General features: G+C 62.8%; 19 protein-coding genes. 5 read left to right on the top strand and 14 right to left on the bottom strand.

Annotated features, from left to right (window positions below; translation table 11 throughout):
• Window positions 1–192: 192 nt before the first annotated feature.
• The 7 genes from IFE19_RS13210 to IFE19_RS13190 all read right to left on the bottom strand — a co-directional run bounded on the left by IFE19_RS13210 (window position 193) and on the right by IFE19_RS13190 (window position 7168).
• Window positions 193–840 (bottom strand): HdeD family acid-resistance protein, encoded by a 648-nt coding sequence (locus tag IFE19_RS13210; protein WP_207823037.1) that lies wholly within the window; start codon window positions 838–840, stop codon window positions 193–195.
• A 26-nt stretch (window positions 841–866) separates the two neighbouring features.
• On the bottom strand, window positions 867–2009 hold the full coding sequence (locus IFE19_RS13205) for a sigma-70 family RNA polymerase sigma factor (protein WP_207823034.1): 1143 nt from the start codon (window positions 2007–2009) through the stop codon (window positions 867–869).
• A 77-nt stretch (window positions 2010–2086) separates the two neighbouring features.
• On the bottom strand, window positions 2087–4981 hold the full coding sequence (locus tag IFE19_RS13200) for an ATP-dependent Clp protease ATP-binding subunit (RefSeq protein WP_207823032.1): 2895 nt from the start codon (window positions 4979–4981) through the stop codon (window positions 2087–2089).
• A gap of 64 nt (window positions 4982–5045) precedes the next feature.
• The gene (locus IFE19_RS17880) at window positions 5046–6095 is read right to left on the bottom strand and encodes an ATP-dependent metallopeptidase FtsH/Yme1/Tma family protein (RefSeq protein ID WP_263972781.1); all 1050 of its coding nucleotides are present in this window, start codon (window positions 6093–6095) and stop codon (window positions 5046–5048) included.
• A complete protein-coding gene (locus IFE19_RS17875) occupies window positions 6058–6252 on the bottom strand; it encodes an AAA family ATPase (protein ID WP_263972780.1) in 195 nt (64 codons plus the stop codon). Before IFE19_RS17875 ends, IFE19_RS17880 begins: the two co-directional genes overlap by 38 nt.
• The gene (locus IFE19_RS17685; protein ID WP_225910277.1) at window positions 6231–6722 is read right to left on the bottom strand and encodes an ATP-dependent metallopeptidase FtsH/Yme1/Tma family protein; all 492 of its coding nucleotides are present in this window, start codon (window positions 6720–6722) and stop codon (window positions 6231–6233) included. The genes IFE19_RS17875 and IFE19_RS17685 overlap by 22 nt, the downstream gene beginning before the upstream one ends.
• 17 nt (window positions 6723–6739) lie before the next feature.
• Entirely contained in the window at window positions 6740–7168 is a 429-nt protein-coding gene (locus IFE19_RS13190; protein WP_207823030.1) for a MarR family winged helix-turn-helix transcriptional regulator, read from the bottom strand.
• Window positions 7169–7370: 202 nt separating this feature from the next.
• On the opposite strand from IFE19_RS13190, the gene IFE19_RS13185 reads away from it, so the two are divergent.
• From IFE19_RS13185 to IFE19_RS18010, 5 genes are all read left to right on the top strand, one after another.
• Entirely contained in the window at window positions 7371–7814 is a 444-nt protein-coding gene (locus IFE19_RS13185) for an Hsp20/alpha crystallin family protein (protein WP_207823028.1), read from the top strand.
• A complete protein-coding gene (locus tag IFE19_RS13180) occupies window positions 7811–8209 on the top strand; it encodes an Hsp20/alpha crystallin family protein (RefSeq protein ID WP_207823026.1) in 399 nt (132 codons plus the stop codon). The genes IFE19_RS13185 and IFE19_RS13180 overlap by 4 nt, the downstream gene beginning before the upstream one ends.
• Window positions 8210–8229: 20 nt before the next feature.
• Entirely contained in the window at window positions 8230–8721 is a 492-nt protein-coding gene (locus IFE19_RS13175) for an Hsp20/alpha crystallin family protein (RefSeq protein ID WP_207823024.1), read from the top strand.
• Window positions 8722–8835: 114 nt separating this feature from the next.
• Window positions 8836–9315: a phosphate-starvation-inducible PsiE family protein gene (locus tag IFE19_RS13170; RefSeq protein WP_207823022.1), complete on the top strand. Its 480-nt coding sequence runs from the start codon at window positions 8836–8838 to the stop codon at window positions 9313–9315.
• A gap of 464 nt (window positions 9316–9779) precedes the next feature.
• Window positions 9780–12440, top strand: a complete 2661-nt coding sequence (locus IFE19_RS18010; protein WP_455423503.1) for an excinuclease ABC subunit A — start codon at window positions 9780–9782, stop codon at window positions 12438–12440.
• Between the two features lie 254 nt (window positions 12441–12694).
• On the opposite strand, the gene IFE19_RS13160 is transcribed toward IFE19_RS18010, so the two are convergent.
• The 7 genes from IFE19_RS13160 to IFE19_RS13130 form a co-directional block, all read right to left on the bottom strand.
• Window positions 12695–13264, bottom strand: coding sequence for a type 1 glutamine amidotransferase domain-containing protein (locus tag IFE19_RS13160; protein WP_207823020.1), 570 nt, complete (start codon window positions 13262–13264; stop codon window positions 12695–12697).
• Window positions 13265–13287: 23 nt separating this feature from the next.
• Window positions 13288–14427 (bottom strand): glutathione-independent formaldehyde dehydrogenase, encoded by a 1140-nt coding sequence (locus tag IFE19_RS13155; RefSeq protein WP_207823019.1) that lies wholly within the window; start codon window positions 14425–14427, stop codon window positions 13288–13290.
• 457 nt (window positions 14428–14884) lie between these two features.
• Window positions 14885–15178 (bottom strand): putative quinol monooxygenase, encoded by a 294-nt coding sequence (locus IFE19_RS13150; RefSeq protein WP_207823017.1) that lies wholly within the window; start codon window positions 15176–15178, stop codon window positions 14885–14887.
• A gap of 111 nt (window positions 15179–15289) precedes the next feature.
• A complete protein-coding gene (locus tag IFE19_RS13145) occupies window positions 15290–16030 on the bottom strand; it encodes an SDR family oxidoreductase (protein WP_207823015.1) in 741 nt (246 codons plus the stop codon).
• A gap of 76 nt (window positions 16031–16106) precedes the next feature.
• Window positions 16107–17258, bottom strand: coding sequence for an L-dopachrome tautomerase-related protein (locus tag IFE19_RS13140; RefSeq protein ID WP_207823013.1), 1152 nt, complete (start codon window positions 17256–17258; stop codon window positions 16107–16109).
• A complete protein-coding gene (locus tag IFE19_RS13135; RefSeq protein WP_207823012.1) occupies window positions 17255–18361 on the bottom strand; it encodes an NADH:flavin oxidoreductase/NADH oxidase in 1107 nt (368 codons plus the stop codon). The genes IFE19_RS13140 and IFE19_RS13135 overlap by 4 nt, the downstream gene beginning before the upstream one ends.
• Window positions 18361–18816: a VOC family protein gene (locus tag IFE19_RS13130; protein WP_207823010.1), complete on the bottom strand. Its 456-nt coding sequence runs from the start codon at window positions 18814–18816 to the stop codon at window positions 18361–18363. The genes IFE19_RS13135 and IFE19_RS13130 overlap by 1 nt, the downstream gene beginning before the upstream one ends.
• Window positions 18817–18818 lie beyond the last annotated feature (2 nt).

The raw sequence follows: 18818 nt of genomic DNA, 5'->3' as shown, positions 1-18818 counted from the left end.
TGTCAGGTGGCATGCACGGCTTTGCATCGGCGTCCGGCGCCTCTGCGTCTCGGTGCCGCGGGAAGATTGGCGTCGGACCGCTGCCGAACGGATTGAAGCCGGTGCTCAGGCAACGGTCGAAGATCGTTTCGTCCCATCGGGTGAAATCGTGCTCCTCGCCGGCAAGTCGCTCGTCATCCACCACAGGGCACCTCACGCCTTTGCCGATGGGGGAGCGTCATCGAAGGCCGCACCGCCCGAACGATCCGCCTTGCGAAGCCGTAGCCCGAGGAGGATCATCATCACCCCGAAGACCGCGGCGTAGAAGCCGATCAGCCAGCCGAGCGCGAGGAAGCTTTCGACCGGGCGCGTCAGCAGCATCCAGGTCACGACGACACCGAGAACGACCGAGAGAAGGCCGCTGAGGATCAGCCAGATTTCGCCGTTGATTTCCTTTCGCAGGCGGATCGCTGCCGCGATCTCGAGGGCACCCGAGAACACGGACCAGAAGGCGATGCTGGCCCAGAGGAATGTCGCAAGCACAAGCGTCGCGACAAAAGGCGAGACAACTACGACGACGCCCGTGGCGATGCCCAGAATGCCGCTGAACATCAGCCAGCCCCAGCGTTCGCCCTTGCGGATGTTACGTATCGCGGCGACGAGGCCGAACACGCCGTCGGCAAAGGCGAACGCGCCGAAGACCAGCGTGAGCGCCAGAAGCGCTTCCGCAGGCATGACGAAGGCTAGCACTGCGATGATCAATGCGAGCACGCCGCGTAACACGAATGCCCACCAATTCCGGGACAGGCTGCACAGGATGTACTGCATCTTGTCGGTCGGGTTTTCAGAGGCTGTGGTCATTGGTCGATCTCCTATTCAGTTCCATGTCAGGTGTCGGAGCCGGCCTCCTCGCCGGTTAGAGCGGCGGCCACGCGGCGGCGATCCTCGATCGGCTGAGGCAAACGCTGCGTGTGAGCGATTTCCCGTTCGATGGGCGCGCAGCCTGATGGATCTCTGACCAACCCGGCTTCGGCAAGCCTCGCGCGTAGTGTCGCGCCCGCATTTTCTGCGATCTCGGCGACCACTGTCTCGGTCAGACCGAAAAGGTCTGCCGTCTCCGCGATCGTAGCGTTGTCGAGGTGGAGCCGATAGAGAACGCGGCGTTCGACCGACGGAAGATCGGCGATTGCCCGGTGCAGCACCATGGCGATCTTATGCCGATCCGCTTGGCTCTCGGGGTCTGTGCCGCCGTCGTCGGCGAGGAGGTCCTCCAGCATCAGCACTTCGTCGGGCTGGTAGAACTCGAACATCGCCTGATCCGCCTCGGTCGGATCCTCCGCCGGGGCCTCGGGTTCCGCCTCGATGGAGGCGGCATCCTCAGGCACGGCGCGGCGGGCGGCGCGGGATTCTTCCTCGATGGTCTCAAAAGCCAGCCGTTTCAGCCAGTCGCCGACGGAAAACTCCGAAGGCCGATCCTCGAAGCGGGCCAGCCCCTTGAGGATCGTCGCATCGACGATATCGCCAACGCTCAGGTAGCCAGCCGGCACAGACCCGCTACACTCGAGATAGGTCAACTCGCGCCTGACGGTATCGTAGACCGTATCGAGATGATCCTCGATCAGGTCGAAGAAGAGTTGGCGCCGGTCCGCTTCCGCCGCATCCCGCGCGGGCGGCAGCGGGGCGCCGATCCGGCGCCGGCGGGCGGGACGCTTGTATTCAGGCTCGTGCTTGAGGCGCGCCACATGCCGATCGACCTGGTGGCGCAGGTCGGCAAAGGCCTTGCGCAGGACAGGCTCGATCTCGAATCCCTCTTCCCGCGCCGCGATCACGCCCGACGGCAGTTGCAGGCGCAGGCTAACTTTGATGCGCTTCTTGCCCCTCGTCTGCGAGGCAACGACTTCGAGCCGGACCAGATCCTCGCGAAAGCGCGCAAGGTGCGGTTCAAGTTGCCGCACTTCTTCCTCGATGACCTCAGGCGCGCGCTGTTGGCCGTGCCGGTCGAGATTGCGAAATGATCTAATGACGTTCATGCCGTGGACCTTCCTATAACTCTCCGAAGAGATGGTCCGGCGCGACCGATATCGCGCCGGGCCAGTCTTTTGCGCTGTCACTCGGCGGACTTGTCGTCCTTGGACTGCACCTCATCCTCAACGCTGGGCTTTGGAACGTCCGTCTTGTTTTCGGCAACTTCGCTAAGCTCCTCGATCCCGGCCTTGGCCTGATCGTCCGGGCTGTCGTCACCGGTGTCCTTTACGATCTTTTCGAACACGACCCTCTGTTCGTCTTCCGACCAGGCGACGCGGACCTTGTCACCATCCTCGATCCGCCCGGAGAGCATCTCGCGGGCCAACTCGGTCTCCAACTCCGACCGGATCAGCCGGCGCAGCTCGCGGGCGCCGAATTCGGGGCGGAAGCCGACCGCGCCGAAGTGATCCACCACGCTCACATCGAATTCGAGTTCGACGCCCTGGCCGAGGGCGGTCCTCTTCACCCGGTTGAGCTGCAACTCGACGATCTGGCGAATCTCCGACTGATTCAGCGAATGAAAGACGATGATCTCGTCGATCCGGTTGATGAACTCTGGCCGGAAATGGCCGCGCAACACCTCCATCAGTTCGGATTTCTGCTTGGCCTCGTCGAACTCACTGCTGCCGCGTTTCGTGAGGTTGCGCTGGATGATGTCCGAACCGAGGTTCGAGGTGGCGATGATGATGGTGTTAGTGAAGTCCACCACGCGGCCCTTGCCATCTGTCAGGCGGCCATCGTCGAAAACCTGAAGCAGGATGTTGTAGACATCGGGATGCGCCTTTTCGATCTCGTCGAGGAGCACGACCGAGTAGGGCCGACGGCGCACCTTCTCCGTCAGCTGCCCGCCTTCGTCGTATCCGACGTAGCCCGGAGGTGCGCCAACCAACCGGGCAACCGAGTGGCGCTCGCCATACTCCGACATGTCGATACGGATCATCGCGTCCTGATCGCCGAAGATTACCTCGGCGAGCGTCTTGGCCAGTTCCGTCTTGCCAACCCCGGTCGGCCCGAGGAACAGGAAGGTCGCGGTCGGACCGGAACCTTCGCGCAGACCCGCACGCGCCAGGCGCACCGCATCGGCCACGGCGCGGATCGCTTCTTCCTGGCCAATGACGCGCTCGTGCAGCTTCTCCTCGAGCTTCAGGAGCTTGTCCTTCTCCTCGGCGGTCAGCTCCGTGACCGGAACACCGGTGATCTTGGAGACGATCTGCGCGACATGATCGGCGCGCACCTCGGCGGTCGCCGAAGCCTGGTCGCGCTTCCAGATCTCCAGAAGCTCGTCAAGCTCCTTCTGCTTCTGCTCGAGTTCCTTCTTCAGTTCCGCTGCTCGGTCGAATTGCTTGCGGGCTGCGGCATAGTCCTGTTCGCGCTTGATCTGCGCGACCTCGGCTTCGAGCTCCTGCACGTCCACGGGCCGCGCAGTGGCCGAGATCTTCACCCGCGCCGCGGCCTGGTCGATCAGGTCGATCGCCTTGTCGGGCATGAAGCGACCGGTGATATAGCGATCCGAAAGCTCCGCGGCGGCGATGATCGCTTCGTCGGTGATCGTCACCTTGTGGTGGCTTTCGAGCGTGTCGCGCAGCCCGCGGAGAATCATGATCGTCTGTGCGACCGTGGGCTCGTCCACATAAACCGGCTGGAACCGTCGCTCGAGCGCTGCGTCCTTCTCGATGTATTTCTGGTACTCGTTGAGCGTCGTCGCGCCGATCAGGTTCAGCTCGCCCCGCGCCAGCGCCGGCTTGAAGGTGTTGGCGATGTCGAGACCACCTTCGCCACCGCCCTGGCCGGCGCCGACGATGGTGTGCATCTCGTCGATGAACAGGATCAGGCTGTCCTTCTCCTCGGTGATCTCCTTGAGGATCTTCTGGACACGCTCCTCGAACTCGCCGCGATACTTCGACCCGGCCACCATCGAGTTGATGTTGAGCTCGACCAGCCGCTTGTCGCGCAGCGCCTCGGGCACTTCGCCCGCGACGATCCGTTGTGCAAGTCCCTCGACGATGGCGGTCTTGCCCACGCCGGGCTCGCCGATCAGCACCGGGTTGTTCTTTTTCCGGCGGGCCAGCACTTCGATCGTCGTCTCGATCTCGCGGGCGCGGCCGATGACGGGATCGAGCTTGCCATCGCGGGCGAGCTTCGTCAGGTCACGGCTGAACTGGTCGAGATCGGGGGTGTTCGACGGAGTCTCGACGCGGCCTTCCTCGGCTCCCTTGCCGACCACCTTCGTCACCTGCTGACGCAGCGCCTGCGGCGTCAACCCCAGCTTGCGCAGCATCGCCGCGGCCAGGCCTTCACCTTCCTCGGCAAGTCCGATCAGAAGGTGCTCGGGACCGACATAGGAATGGCCGAGTTCGTTCGAGGCGATGAAGGCCCGGTTCAGCGCGTCCTTCAGGCGAGGGCTTACGCCGATTTCTCCCTCCGTCTTGGCGTCTCCACGCTTCGCTTCCTTCTCGATCTGGCGCCGCAGATCGTCCACATCGACCTTGAACTGTTCGAGGATCGTCTTGACGACGTCAGACGGGGTCAATGCCAGAAGCAGATGTTCGGTGTCGACCTCGCTGCGCCCGAATTCCCCGGCCTTCTGTGCGGCATCCTGCAGCAGCTTGTTGCCCTGTTCGCTCAGCCGGTCGGCGATGGTGCGTCCGCCGCCGCGCCGCGATCCACGCCGCGGCGCGCCCTCGCCGAAAGTGGCGTCGACGACAGCGTCGTCGCCATCACCCATAGAGCCGAGCGTGCCGCCTCGCAGCGGACTGTCACCAAAGAGGCTGCCGAAACCGCTCTCGCCGAAGAATTCGTCAAGAAGGGAACGCCGTCCGAACAGGGACTCCAGCGGCGAGGCGCTGCGCCCCGACCGGCGCGCCATTTCGCTGTAATGCTGGTCGCAAAGCTCCATGTTCTGAACCCTGCCGTTCACCGAGGCACGCACGCGCGCCGTCGCCGGTCGACCGCAAATATCGCAAGCTCCGTTTGCCATTTCTCTTCTCCGTTTTCTTTATCCAGTCAGGGTTGTTCGCCGATCATCTGCGCCAGTGACAGTGTCACGCAGCGACCGCTTCAGTTCTTTTCACCTTGGACCCAATTGCCACAAGATCGGGCTCGACCAGTGTCTCTCGTTGCAGGAGATCTTGCGCCGATTGCTCAAGAAGATCCAGATTGGTTTCAAGAAGGGTGAGGTTGCGCTTGAACACGCCATCCACGATGTCGCGCACCTTTAGGTCCATTCGCTCGGCCGTGGCCTCGCTGTAGCGGCGGTTGAGCCAGGACGCCTGATCGCCGGCGCCGAGAAAGCCGGGCCGATCGGTGTCATAGCTGACATGCCCGAGGTCTTCGTCCATCCCGTAACGCGCGACCATGGCGCGGGCGATGTCGGTCGCCTTGACCAGATCGTCCGCCGCCCCGGTCGAGACATGATCGTAGATGATCTTCTCTGCCGCGCGCCCGCCAAGCAGGACTGCGATCTTGTTTTCGAGTTCCTCCCGCGTCATCAGGAAGCGGTCCTCGGTCGGGCGCTGGATGGTGTAGCCGAGCGCGCCAATCCCGCGCGGTATGATCGAGACCTTGTGCACCGGGTCTAACCCCGGCAGAGCCATCGCCACCAGCGCGTGCCCCATCTCGTGGTGCGCTACGATCTCGCGTTCGCGCGGATTGAGAACGCGGTTCTTCTTTTCCAACCCCGCGATGATGCGCTCGACGGCATTGTTGAAGTCGTCCATCGTCACCGCATCAGCCTTGCGGCGCGTGGCGAGCAATGCTGCCTCGTTGACGAGATTGGCAAGATCCGCGCCGGAAAAGCCGGGAGTAAGCGCTGCGACCTTCTCGGCATCGACGTCTGGGGCGAGCGTCACTTTCTTCATGTGCACGTTCAAGATCTGCACACGCCCCGTCTTGTCGGGCCGGTCCACCAGCACCTGACGGTCGAAGCGTCCCGCACGCAGCAGCGCGGGGTCGAGGATCTCGGGTCGGTTGGTGGCGGCCAGGAGCACGATGCCCACTGAAGGGTCGAAGCCGTCGAGCTCGGTCAGAAGCTGGTTCAGCGTCTGCTCACGCTCATCATGGCCACCGGCGATCTGGCCGGAGGAGCGCGCCATCCAAGAGCGTGAGTTCGTCGATGAAGATGATTGCCGGGGCAGATTTCCGGGCCTGCTCGAACAGGTCGCGCACCCGTGCGGCACCGACGCCCACGAACATCTCGACGAACTCTGATCCCGAGATCGAAAAGAAGGTCACGCCGGCCTCGCCTGCCACCGCGCGCGCCAGAAGCGTCTTGCCGGTTCCCGGCGGCCCGACGAGCAATATGCCTTTGGGGATATGAAGTCGCCAAAACCCTGCTTGTCGGCGAACTTGCGGAACAGCAGCATCCAGATTCCGAAGAAGACAAGCGCTGGCGCCACCCAGGAAATCAGTGCGCCGAAAAAAGTATTCTGAGGAACGCCCGTGATCTCGACGCCGGAGCGGTCGATCCGCTGCAGGATCCCGGGATCCACGACCGTCGTCACGAACTGGCTCTTGCCGTCGACGAGTTCGGTGAAGGCGCCGGTGATGGTGTCTGACCCGACCGCGACCGACGCGACCCTGCCGTCCTCGAGATAGGTTTCGAATTGGCTGTAGCTGATGGGAGCCACGGATTGCCAGCCGGCGATCAGATCCTGGATGAAGATCACGGCTATGAAAGCCATCACCCAGTACCAGATGCTGTATTCGGTCTTCTTTTCCAAACGGTTTTTCCTTTTCCCTAGCGCCCGAGCCGCGCCCTGATCCGCTCGAGCAGCGCCAGCAGAATGCGCCTCTCGTCCGCCGACAGATCCTGCAGGATCTCATCTTCGAGCGCCGATTGCCGCGGCTCGAGCTCCTCCAGCATCGCCCTGGCCTTTGGCGTTGCCGTGACGATCTGCGCCCGTCGGTCGTCGGGTGACGCCCACCGCTCTACCCAACCGCCCTGTACCATGCGATCGACGAGCTGGCCCGCAGTGGCCCGGCCCACCTCCAGCCGCCCGGCCAGATCGCCGATGGTCAGCCCGGACGAATCCTCGACATGTGCCGCCCCCATCCAGGACAGGCGGGTCAGGCCGCTGTCGCCAATCTCGTTGTCAATCCGCTGCTGGATGAGCTGCGCGACCCGGTGGATCGTCGTCCCGATCAGGGCGAGATCAGAAGTGATCAAGGGTATCTTTCCTCCGTCTGCATGAGAAACAGGATAAACTGCGGTCCACCCAAAGTGCAATGCAAGCATCATATATGCTTGCATAATAAATGGGCCCGCCTATCTTGATGGGCGGTCTCCGAACCGACATCCAGCCGGCACCGTTGCCCGGTCGGACCATGCCGCCGGTTCGGGGGCATCGATCAGCAACAGGAGGCCAGCAATGCTCTATCCGACATATCTGCGCCGCAGCGATCCCTTCGCGCTGATGCGCTCCATGATGCGCGATCTCGACCGCGGCTTCTGGCCCCCGTCCCGCGCGGCGTTCCCGGCGGTGAATGTGTGGCAAGGCTCCGAGGCCGTCGCCGTCACTGGTGAACTTCCCGGCATCGAACCGGGCGACATTGAAATTTCGGTCAAGGACAACGTCCTGACGCTGTCGGGCGAACGCAAGCCGCCCGAGGTTCCCGAAGGTGCGCGCTGGCACCGCAACGAACGCGGTTATGGCAAGTTTTCCCGCGCTATCCGCCTGCCGTTCACGGCTTCGGATGACAAGGTGGAGGCGAAGATGACGAACGGCGTATTGCGGATCGCCATCTCCCAGCCCGAGGAAACGAGGAAGAAGAAAATCGAGATCAAAGCGGCCTTAGAGGAGCTGGAACGATGAGCACCGACATCACGCAAGCCACCGAAAAGACGCCGACCGACACGCCCGAGACCATCGGTGGCGGCCGCATCTACCGCCCGCTGACCGATATCGTCGAAACCGATCAGGGCGTCTCCATGATGCTGGAAATGCCGGGCGTCGGATCGGATGACGTCGAGATCACGCTTGAAAACCGCGTGCTGACGATCCGCGGCAAGGTTGAGCCGATGCGGCCAGAAAACCTGGAACTTGCCTATGCCGAATATGGCGAGGGCGATTTCGAAAGGGCCTTCACGCTATCCGAGGATTTCGACCCCGACAGGATCGAGGCCGAGATGCGCGGAGGCGTCCTCACCCTGACGCTCCCCCGAGCCCCTGAAGCGCAGCCAAAAAGGATCGCCGTCAAGGGCACCTGAAAACCGAAGGAGACACCATCATGCAGATCAAGGACCTGATCCCTTGGGCGCGCAAGGACGGCGCGCCAGACGCCAAGAGCAGCGAAGACAACCCGATCGCGACGCTCCAGCGCGAAATGAACCATGTGTTCGAGAACTTCTGGAACCGGGTCGGTCAGTTCGAATGGCCCTGGGGCAGCGGCGAAGCCAAATCCGACATGGTCGAGACCGAAAAGGCGATCGAAGTGTCGATCGAGCTGCCGGGCATGGAGATGAAGGACATCGAGGTGACGGTCAACGATGACATGTTGACTGTGAAGGGGGAGAAGAAGATCGAGCGCCAGGAGGAGAAAAAGGGATACTACCTCTCCGAGCGCAGCTACGGCGCGATCTACCGGACTATTCCGCTCCCGCCCGGTGTGGATGGCGAAAAGGCGCAAGCATCCTTCAAGAACGGGGTTCTGACGATCAAGCTGCCCCAGACTCCCGAGGCGCAGGCCAAGGTCAAGCGCATCGAGGTCAAGAACGGCTGATATGCCACATTGGGTGTCGCCGGTTTGCGGCGACCCCTCCGCTCCGTGCGATATCGCACCGTCTGGCGAAGCCCCGGGGAGCTTGTCTCTCCGGGGCGGCTTCGAGGGGCAATCATGAAAGACTTGCAACGATCCGGGCTGACCCGTGAACAATGGTCGGCGATGACGCTCTACGAGAAGTTCGAGCAAGGTGTCATCTTCGTCCTCAGCGTCATCATTGCGGCGATCGTCGTGGCGTCGGTCTGGGCGCTGATGTGCGAAGTCGTGAACCGCTTGGTTCTGGGGGCATTCGACACTCTCGATTACGCCACCTTCCAGGTGGTGTTCGGCATGATCTTCACCGTGGTGATCGCGCTCGAGTTCAAGCGCTCCCTTCTTGTTGCGACCGAACGCAGCTTCGGGATCCTCCAGGTCCGCACGATCGTGCTGATCGCGCTCCTCGCCATCGCGCGCAAATTCATCATCCTGGACCTCGGCGAGACGGAATCATCCAAGATTGCCGCACTCGCGGGCGCGGCGCTTGCGCTCGGCGCTGTCCACTGGCTGGTGCGCGATCAGGACCGACGCGAACTCGGAGGCCACGAGACGCGATGACCGCGGCCTCCGCCAGCCACCGCCTGCTCAATTTCGTGCAATCGGCGCTGCTGCTCGGGCTCATCAGGTCATTCACTACTGACCCGCCGATCCGAAGCGGCGCGAGGCGCTCGGATCGACAACTCGGCCGTCATCATGGCCCGACCCCGGCCATGATGAAGCGCGCTCTGGCAAATGGGCAACGCGTCGCGATGCGGTAACAAGCGCCGAAGTGCGGTCGTTACATGCCGATAGCGGCACGGACCAGGGCCGCCTGGCCCAGGCGCTTACCAGCGGAGTGTGTCTGGCCTCGTCGCGCGACCCAACGGGAAAATGGTTTTGGTCTAATGCTGGAAAAATATTTCAAAGGTACCGAACATCGGGCCAGCCTGGCCGTTGGATGTAGTGAGTCGGAAATGCATTCATCTGTTACCCGACTGTGATGAACCACGGGCCGCACGGGCGTATAGGGCAGGAAGACTGAATTGAAGAGCAAGGATATTCACGCGACGACGCCGGCCACCGATCATGGGCATGCGGGGCCGCCCGCTTGCGTGCAGGTTCGCGGCGCGCGCCAGAATAACCTCAAAAATATTGACGTCGATATACCGCGCGACGCCTTCGTGGTGTTCACCGGCATATCGGGCTCGGGCAAGTCATCGCTCGCGTTCGGCACCCTTTATGCCGAAGCCCAGCGGCGTTATCTGGAATCGGTTGCGCCCTATGCCCGTCGCCTGATCGACCAGGCCGGCGTGCCGGAGGTCGACGCGATCGACGGTTTGCCGCCTGCGGTCGCGTTGCAGCAGCAGCGCGGCTCGGCCAACGCGCGATCCTCGGTCGGCAGCGTGACGACGCTCTCCAGCCTGGTGCGGATGCTCTATTCGCGCGTCGGCGAATATCCGCGCCATCAACCCATGCTCTATGCGGAGGATTTCTCCCCCAACACGGTCGCGGGGGCCTGCCCGACCTGTCACGGCATCGGGCGCGTCTATGATGCGACCGAAGAAACGATGGTGCCCGACGACACGCTGACGATCCGGGAACGCGCAGTCGCCGCCTGGCCGGCGGCATGGCATGGCCAGAACCTGCGCGATATCCTCGTGTCACTCGGCTATGACGTCGATACGCCGTGGCGCGACCTGCCGAAAAAGGATCGCGACTGGATCCTCTTCACTGAAGAGGCGCCAACGGTGCCGGTCTATGCGGGCCTGACGCCCGAACAGACCCGGACGGCGCTCAAACGCCGCATGGAGCCGAGCTACCAGGGCACCTTCACCGGCGCGCGCCGCTATGTGCTGGAAACCTTCGCCAACACTAAAAGCGCGCTGATGAAGAAGCGCGTCTCGCAATATATCATCGGCCGCGATTGCCCGACCTGCGACGGCAAGCGCCTGAAGCGCGAAGCCCTGTCGGTCAAATTCGCCGGCCTCGACATTGCCGAGTTCGGCGACCTGACGGTGCTCAAGCTGAAGGACTTGCTGATGCCCGTCGCGCATGGCGCGTATGGGGCGGTCTCCGCCCCCTCAAAGGGCCATGTTCTGGAAAAAGCGGCCCGCGATGCAGCGGTCGAACAACGGGTTGCGGCGGGCGGCTCTGCGCACAAGAGCGCGCCCGACGTACGCCGCACGCCCAATCTCTCCGACGAGAAGCGGATCGCCGCCCAACGCCTTGCCTGCGAATTGATCGAGCGGCTAGAGCCGCTGATCGATCTTGGCCTTGGCTACATTTCGCTCGACCGCAGCACGCCGACGCTCTCCTCCGGAGAGCTGCAGCGCTTGCGGCTTGCCACGCAATTGTCGTCACAGCTTTTCGGCGTGGTCTATGTGCTTGACGAGCCTTCGGCAGGGTTGCACCCGGCAGATGGCGAAGCCTTGCTCACCATTCTCGAGCGTCTCAAGGCGGCGGGCAACTCCCTGTTCGTCGTCGAACATGATCTCGACGTGATCCGCCGCGCGGAATGGCTCGTCGATGTCGGGCCAGGAGCCGGGGAAAAGGGCGGTGAAGTCCTCTACAGCGGGCCGATAGAGGGGCTTGCCGACGTCGAGACTTCGATCACCCGCCGCTACCTGTTCGCAGAGCCGCTCCGCAGTGAGCGCACACCGCGCGATCCCAAGGCATGGCTACGCCTGGAAGGAATCAGGCGGAACAATCTCCATGGTCTCGACGTCGAGTTTCCCATCGGCTGCTTCACCGCTGTCACCGGCGTTTCGGGATCGGGCAAATCCAGTCTTGTCAGTCAGGCGCTGCCCGAGCTCGTCACGGAACACCTCGGCGGCTCCCCCGTGGCCGAGGAGGAGGATATCGATCCGCTGCTCGATGTTGCACAGAACGACACTGAAGGACGCATTGTCGCAGGCATGGAGCATGTTCGCAGGCTGGTGCGGGTCGATCAGAAACCGATCGGCCGCACGCCACGCTCGAACCTATCCACCTACAGCGGCATGTTCGACCATGTGCGACGGATCTTCGCTGATACGCCGCTCGCCCGCCGGCGGCACTACAGCCCCGGAAGGTTCTCGTTCAACGTCGCGCAAGGCCGCTGCCCTGTGTGCGAGGGCGAGGGATACGTCATGGTGGAGCTGCTGTTCCTGCCGAGCGTTTTTGCCCCCTGCTCGACCTGTCATGGCTCTCGCTACAACCCGCAAACGCTCGAAGTCGAATGGAACGGGCGCAATATCGCCCAGGTGCTCGAACTGACGGTCGACGATGCGTGCGATTTCTTCGCTGGCGAGGCATCTGTGATGCGCTCCCTCGACGTGTTGCGGGAGATCGGTCTTGGCTATCTGAGGCTCGGTCAGCCGGCGACCGAGCTGTCTGGCGGGGAGGCGCAGCGCATCAAGCTGGCGACTGAACTGCAACGCGCTCAACGCGGCAACACGATCTACATCCTCGACGAGCCAACTTCGGGGCTTCACCCCTCCGATGGCGACCGGCTCATGCAACACCTGCAGGGCCTCGTAGACGCCGGCAATACCGTCGTAGTCGTCGAACATGACATGCGCGCCATCACACAGGCGGACTGGATCATCGACCTGGGACCGGGGGCCGGGGAAGATGGGGGCCGTATCGTTGCCAGCGGCGTCCCTGGCGTCGTTGCAGAAGCGGAAGGCAGTCTCACCGCCCGCTATCTCAAGGCGGCGCTGTAGTCGTAAATCTGGCCGAATGCACGTTCGATCAGGTGCATCTCAACCACACGTTGGAATGGGTCGAATCTGGAAGCGGGAGCCGGCGATGTGTCACCGCGGTTGACGCGGCTTAGGGTTTGAGTGCCCGTCAGGTGCGCCGTGTTCGTGTGATACGCGTCGTGGCGGACGGCCATTGCTGGCCATCCGCCACGCTTGCTTTGTGCGGACCTTCTCCAAGGAGAGGACCCTCACATGGTTCGTCGAAACGCCCCGTCTTAATTCCCTGCTGCGAGCGCCGCGCCCACACCTTCTGCGATCTCCTCAACGAGTTTGGCACAGAAGGCGGGCAAATCATTGGGATCGCGGCTGGTAACAAGGCCGTTGTCGACCACGACTTCCTCATTGGTCCATGCACCGCCGGCGTTCTCGATATCGACCTTCAGCGTCGGGTAGGACGTCAAGGTGCGACCCTTAAGCACGCCCGCCTCGATCAGTGTCCAGGGTGCATGGCATATAGCCGCAACAGGTTTTCTCTGATCGAAGAAAGCCCGGATAAAATCAATTGCCTCGACGCTGCCGCGCAGCTTGTCGGCACCGACAGTCCCTCCGGGCACAACAAGTCCGTCGAAATCGTCGGCTTTGACCTCGGAAAACGTCTTGTCGATAGTATAGCTGCCGCCCTCGTCAAGATCGCTATTGACTGTGCGAGCCTTGCCCGGTTCAAAACTGACCACGGTAACTTTGCCACCAGCGTCCTCGACAGCTTGCTTGGGATTCGAGAATTCTGGTTCTTCTGTTCCACGAGGTGCGATCAGAATAGCAACTGATTTGCCTTTCAAAGTCATATTTATTTCCTATCCGTCGAAGGTCAGGCACCCGGCTTGAGCACGACCTTCGTCCAACCAGCATCGCGTTCGTCGAAATGCTTGTAAGCGTCTGGCGCCTGATCAAGCGGCAGTCGGTGCGAGATGATTTGGGCAGGATTGGCTCGGTCTTGCTCGATAAGCTTCATCAGTCGCCGGTTGTAGTGCTTTACATTGCACTGGCCGGTGCCGATCTTCTGGCCCTTGAACCAGAAGTTGCCGAAGTCGAACGCCATCTTGCCTTCCTTCTGCAGATCGTCGGGCGCGTTCGGGTCTTCCGGGATGAACACGCCGACGACGCCGATTCCACCGGTGGCCTTCGTGCTTTTGACGAGGCAGTTCATCGTGTAATTGCTGCGCTCCTTGCCGTGGCGATCGCAACACTGATACCCCACCGCCTCAACCCCCCGGTCGGTCCCGAGGCCGCCGGTCGCGTCAAGGATCTGCTGGGCGGGATCGCCCTTGCGCATGTCGATCGGAATAGCGCCCATCGCCTCGGCCAGTTTCAGGCGGTCATCGTGAGAATCGACCACGAAAATCTGAGCGGCACCGCGGATTTCGGCTGAGTGCGCGGCCATTAAACCGACCGGACCGGCGCCGTAGATCGCGATGCTTTCGCCAGGCAGGAACCCTGACAGTTCGACGCCATGCCAACCCGTCGGGAAGATGTCGGAGAGCATGACATAGTCATCCTCCTTCTCCTCAGCGTCCTCAGGCAGTTTCAGGCAATTGAAGTCCGCATAAGGCACGCGCATGAACTCGGCCTGACCACCTTGCCACGGACCCATCTCGGCAAAGCCATACGCTGCGCCGGCGGTTCCAGGGTTGGTCGTGAGACAAAAACCCGTCAAACCGCGTTCGCAATTTTCGCAGAAACCGCAACCGACGTTGAACGGCATGCACACGCGATCGCCCTTCTTGATACGATCTACGGCAGCGCCGACTTCGACGACCTCGCCAAGGTTTTCGTGACCGAAGACCTTGCCCTTCTCAAAGCTGGTACGGCCCTCATACATGTGAAGGTCCGACCCGCAGATATTGGTCGTGGTCAGCCGGATGATAACATCGGTATGCTTTTCGATCTTGGGATCATCGATGGTGTTGACAGAAACATCTTTGGGCCCGTTGTACACGACAGCTTTCACGGATCTTCTCCTTTCCCAGCTGTTTTCAACGCGTCATCAAATCGAGAGCTTGGTGATGATCCGGTCCATCGCAACGGCGGAGGACATCGCACCCTTCCAAGTGATCTCAGTTTCCTGAACCTTCTGCTACCTGAGAGGTTCCTTCCCGTAGGGCCATCCTGGGATCGATTCACGGCGGTTTTCTGAATGACTAGGCCAGAACGGCCGAATATCGCGCCAAATTGATGTGCTCAAGAATCTCCCGCGGACCAATGGCGCCGTTACGTCGCGACACATCAACGGCACCTTATCAGTAACTTCAGAGGTGTGATAAGCGCAAAAGACAGGCCATCCACTATCGCGGATGGCCTGTCGTATTCATTTATTCATTTCTCGTTTCGGCTGGGCCATCCATTCCGGATGGAAACACGAGCCTTACCCTGCAGTCAAACCGCAGCTTAGGGTGCCGACCGCTCCGCTATTTCGCGGCGAGCAGGGTGAACTTGTGAATCTGCGGCGGTTCAGAAAACAGTTCTTCTGCTTTCTCCATCAGTGCGGCGGCAACCTTGCCGTCAAGATGGGCCTGCCGATCCTCCTCTGTGTCGAACGTATCGAAGATCGCGTACGCACCGAGACCTTCCTCGATCGCATACCAGGTCAGAGTGCCTGCCTCAGCTTGAACGAGCGGCAATGCCGAGGTCAGGAAATTGGCGACATCGCGCTCTTTTCCGGGCTTGGCCTTCAGTGGCACATACAGGGCAAGTTTGGACACAAATGACTCCTCAAGTGAAACGGACAGATATTATTCGGCAAAGTAACGGACGAGCGGGCCGGTACGTTCCCCATGAGGCGGAGCACCCGCGGCCCCGCCTCCTCGTCGAAATCAGAACTGCTGTGCGGTCGGCCGGATGACGATCGCGTTGACGTCGACGTCATCAGGTTGTTCGACAGCGAACGCGATAGCACGCGCCACCGATGCCGCCGGGATGGCCTGCTTGTAGAAGTCCAGCACCGTCTCGACAGCCGCGCCAGAGGTCGTGAACTTCAAATCGCTTTCGACAGCTCCAGGCTCGATTGACGTGACCCGGACCTTTTCCCCCACCTCGTGGCGCAAGCCCTCGCTGATCGCGCTGACGGCGAACTTGGTGCCGGAGTAGACCGTGCCGCCCGGTGCGAAGACCTTGATGCCCGCAACCGAGCTCAAGTTGATGATGTGACCGCTGCCCTGCTCGAGAAAACCGGGAAGGGCCGCCGCGATGCCGTAGAGCGTACCCTTCAGATTGACGTCGATCATCTGGTCCCACTCGTCGGTGTTGACCTCGGCCATCGGACGGATCGGCATCAGCCCGGCGTTGTTGATCAGCACGTCGAGGCGGCCAAAGTCGGCAATGATTGAGGCGACGACGGACTGGACCGCCGATTTGTCGGTCACGTCCAGCGCGTAGCTACGTGCCGTTCCGCCAACTGCGGCGATGTCCGCGACGACCTCGTCGAGCCTGTCCTTGCGCCGCGCGGCGATGGCCACCTTGGCGCCGCGTTCCGCGAGAAGACGCGCAGTTTCCGCGCCGATGCCGCTGCTGCCGCCGGTTATGAGAACGACCTTGCCTTCGATACCCTTGGTCATGACTGTATTCCTTCAAGTCAGTTGTTGATTTTTCGCCGGATCGCGGCCCCGCGCGAGCCCGCCCGGCCTGATGGGGTCACCGCGAGCGCAACAGGACGGGAGCCGCGCCCACCTTGATGCGGAGCAGCTCGTAGGGCTTGCGGCGCAAGTCCCGCCCGCCGTGGAAGCCTGGCTGGCGGTGAAGCTGGTTGGCGGTGAAGTAGAGGTAGCCGTCGGTGCCGATCGACAGCGTGTCGGGCCAGCTGATGCGCGGGTTGCTGACCACCGTCGTCCAGCTGCCCTGGTCGAGCACGCGGATCGCGTTGTTCTCGTAATCGCCGGCGAACACGCGGCCCTTGTCATCCTCGGCTATCCCGTCCGAGGCGCCTTTGCGCCCCAGGCTGCGGACCGCGCGGCCCAATGCCTCCTCGGACACCGCGGGATCGCGCAGCATTGCCGTGGGCACCGCGTGCAGCGTCCGGCCCGACAGTGGACCGTAATACAGCAGGCTGCCGTCGGCGCTGAGCGCAATCGCGTCGCTTGCGATCGTGACCGGCGTCGCGGGGCCGTCAGCCGGGCGGTTCATGAGCACCGCGCCATCGACAACCGGGGTGAAGCCGGGCTCGGGGTTGGTCGTCGCATGGTTCGACAGGCGCCGGATCGCCCGCCCGCTTGCGATATCGACGACGATGATGCCGCCGATCCCCTCGTTGCTGCTGTCGGTGATGTAGGCGACGCCCTCGGCGCCCTGACGCAGATCGAAGCGCACGTCGTTGAGGTAGGTCGTGGGCAGCACCACGCTGGGCGGCAGGACGATCGTCTTCACCACCCGGTCGGTCGCAAGGTCGATTGCCACCAGCTTTGCACCGCCGGCCTGTGGTTGAGAGAATTTGGGCGCCGCCGTGTCGAGCACCCAGAGGCGATTGGCGCCGTCGGCCACCACGCTCTGCACCGAGATGAAATGCCCAGCCGGGTCGGCCGGATCGGGCTGGTTGGTCGCGGCGTCGGGATAAGGCACCGCCTTGCCGTCGACCAGCTCGGCAACCGTGAACGGCGCGTTGTCGCCCCATTGCGGGAAGTTGACGAAGATGCGCCCGTTGGGGGCGACGGTCACGCCAGTCGGCATCGCGCCATCGAAGGTCGCGACCTGTTCGATCTGGGGCGCGGATGCACCCTCGCGGGTCGTCGAGCAGGCGGCAAGCGCGAGGGCAGCGCCAGCGGCAAGAAGCAGTTTGACGGAGGTTTTCATGGGGTCATTTCCTCGAGGATGCGGCCCGCTTTGTGGGGCTCGGACCGGAGATATTGCGGGGGCGCCTTGACCGATGCACCAAGCGCGGCGGCGGCGTGCCAGGGCCAACGCGGATCCCACAGCGCAGCGCGGGCTATCGCTATGGCGTCGGCATGCCCGTCTTCGAGGATGCGCTCCGCCTGGTGCGGATCGGTGATCATTCCGACCGCCACGACAGGCATGGCGACCGCGTCCTTGACCGTCCGCGCCAGCGGCACCTGATAGCCGGGACCGACAGGGATCTGCTGGCGCGGGTCGAGGCCGCCGCTGGACACGTGGATTGCCGAACAACCGCGCCGCTCCAGCTCCTGTGCAAACAATGCGGTTTCCTCCGCTGTCCAGCCGCCTTCAACCCAGTCGGTCCCAGAAACGCGGACGGTCACCGGGCGGTCGGCCGGAAACGCTTCGCGCACGTCATCGAACACTTCGAGCGGGAACCGCATCCGGTTGTCGAGGCTGCCGCCGTATTCGTCGCCGCGCCGGTTGGAGATCGGCGAAAGAAACTCGTGGAGCAGATAACCGTGCGCCGCGTGGATCTGGATGGCATCGATGCCGAGCCTGCTGGCGCGGCGGGCGGCATCCGCGAACGCCTCCCGGATGCGGGCAAGCCCTGCCTTGTCCAGTTCGACGGGGGGATGGTCGTCCGGAGCGAAGGGAGTGGCGCTGGGTGCCACGGTCTGCCAGCCGTTCTCTGCATCGGGGGCAAGCTGCGCTCCGCCGTGCCACGGCTTGGCGCAGCTCGCCTTGCGGCCGGCATGGGCCAGCTGGATGATCAGCGGCATGTCCGACCAACGACGCACACTTTCGAGCACGCTTCGCATCGCCGCTTCGGTACGGTCATCGTATAGGCCGACGTCACCGTAGGTGATGCGCCCTTCCGGGCTGACCGCGGTCGCCTCGATCGTCAGCGCGCCCGCGCCCGACAGCGCCAACTGGCCGAGATGCATCTGGTGCCAGTCGGTCATCGCGCCGTCGACTGCCGAATACTGGCACATCGGCGCGATGACGATGCGGTTGGCGAGCCGCAGCCCGCCAACCTCAATCGGTTCGAACAATTTCGCCATCACCATTCGCCCGTGTTGGGCATGGAGGCCCAGGGTTCGGCCGGAGCCTTGTGTTCGCCCTTCTGCAGCAGTTCGATCGAGATCCCGTCCGGCGAGCGGACGAACGCCATGTATCCGTCACGCGGGGGGCGATTGATCGTCACGCCGCCCGCCAGCAGCCGCGCGCACGTTTCGTAGATGTCGTCGACCCCGTAGGCGAGATGGCCGAAGTTTCGGCCGCCCGTGTATTTCTCGGAAGCGCTGCCATCCTCGGGCGGCCAGTTGTACGTCAGCTCGACCTCGGCATCGCCCTGCTCGCCGTCGCCGCGGAAATCCTCGTCGGCGGCAAGGTAGATCAGCGTGTAACGCCCGGCCTGGTTCTCCATGCGCCGGGTCTCCTTGAGACCCAGCAGCGTGAAGAAACGGATCGCCGCCTCGGGATCGGCGACGCGCAGCATGGTGTGGAGATACCGCATGA

It is taken from the genome of Brevundimonas pondensis (assembly GCF_017487345.1).
In the GTDB taxonomy this organism is placed as follows: domain Bacteria; phylum Pseudomonadota; class Alphaproteobacteria; order Caulobacterales; family Caulobacteraceae; genus Brevundimonas; species Brevundimonas pondensis.
This window is presented reverse-complemented; position numbering and strand designations above follow the sequence as displayed.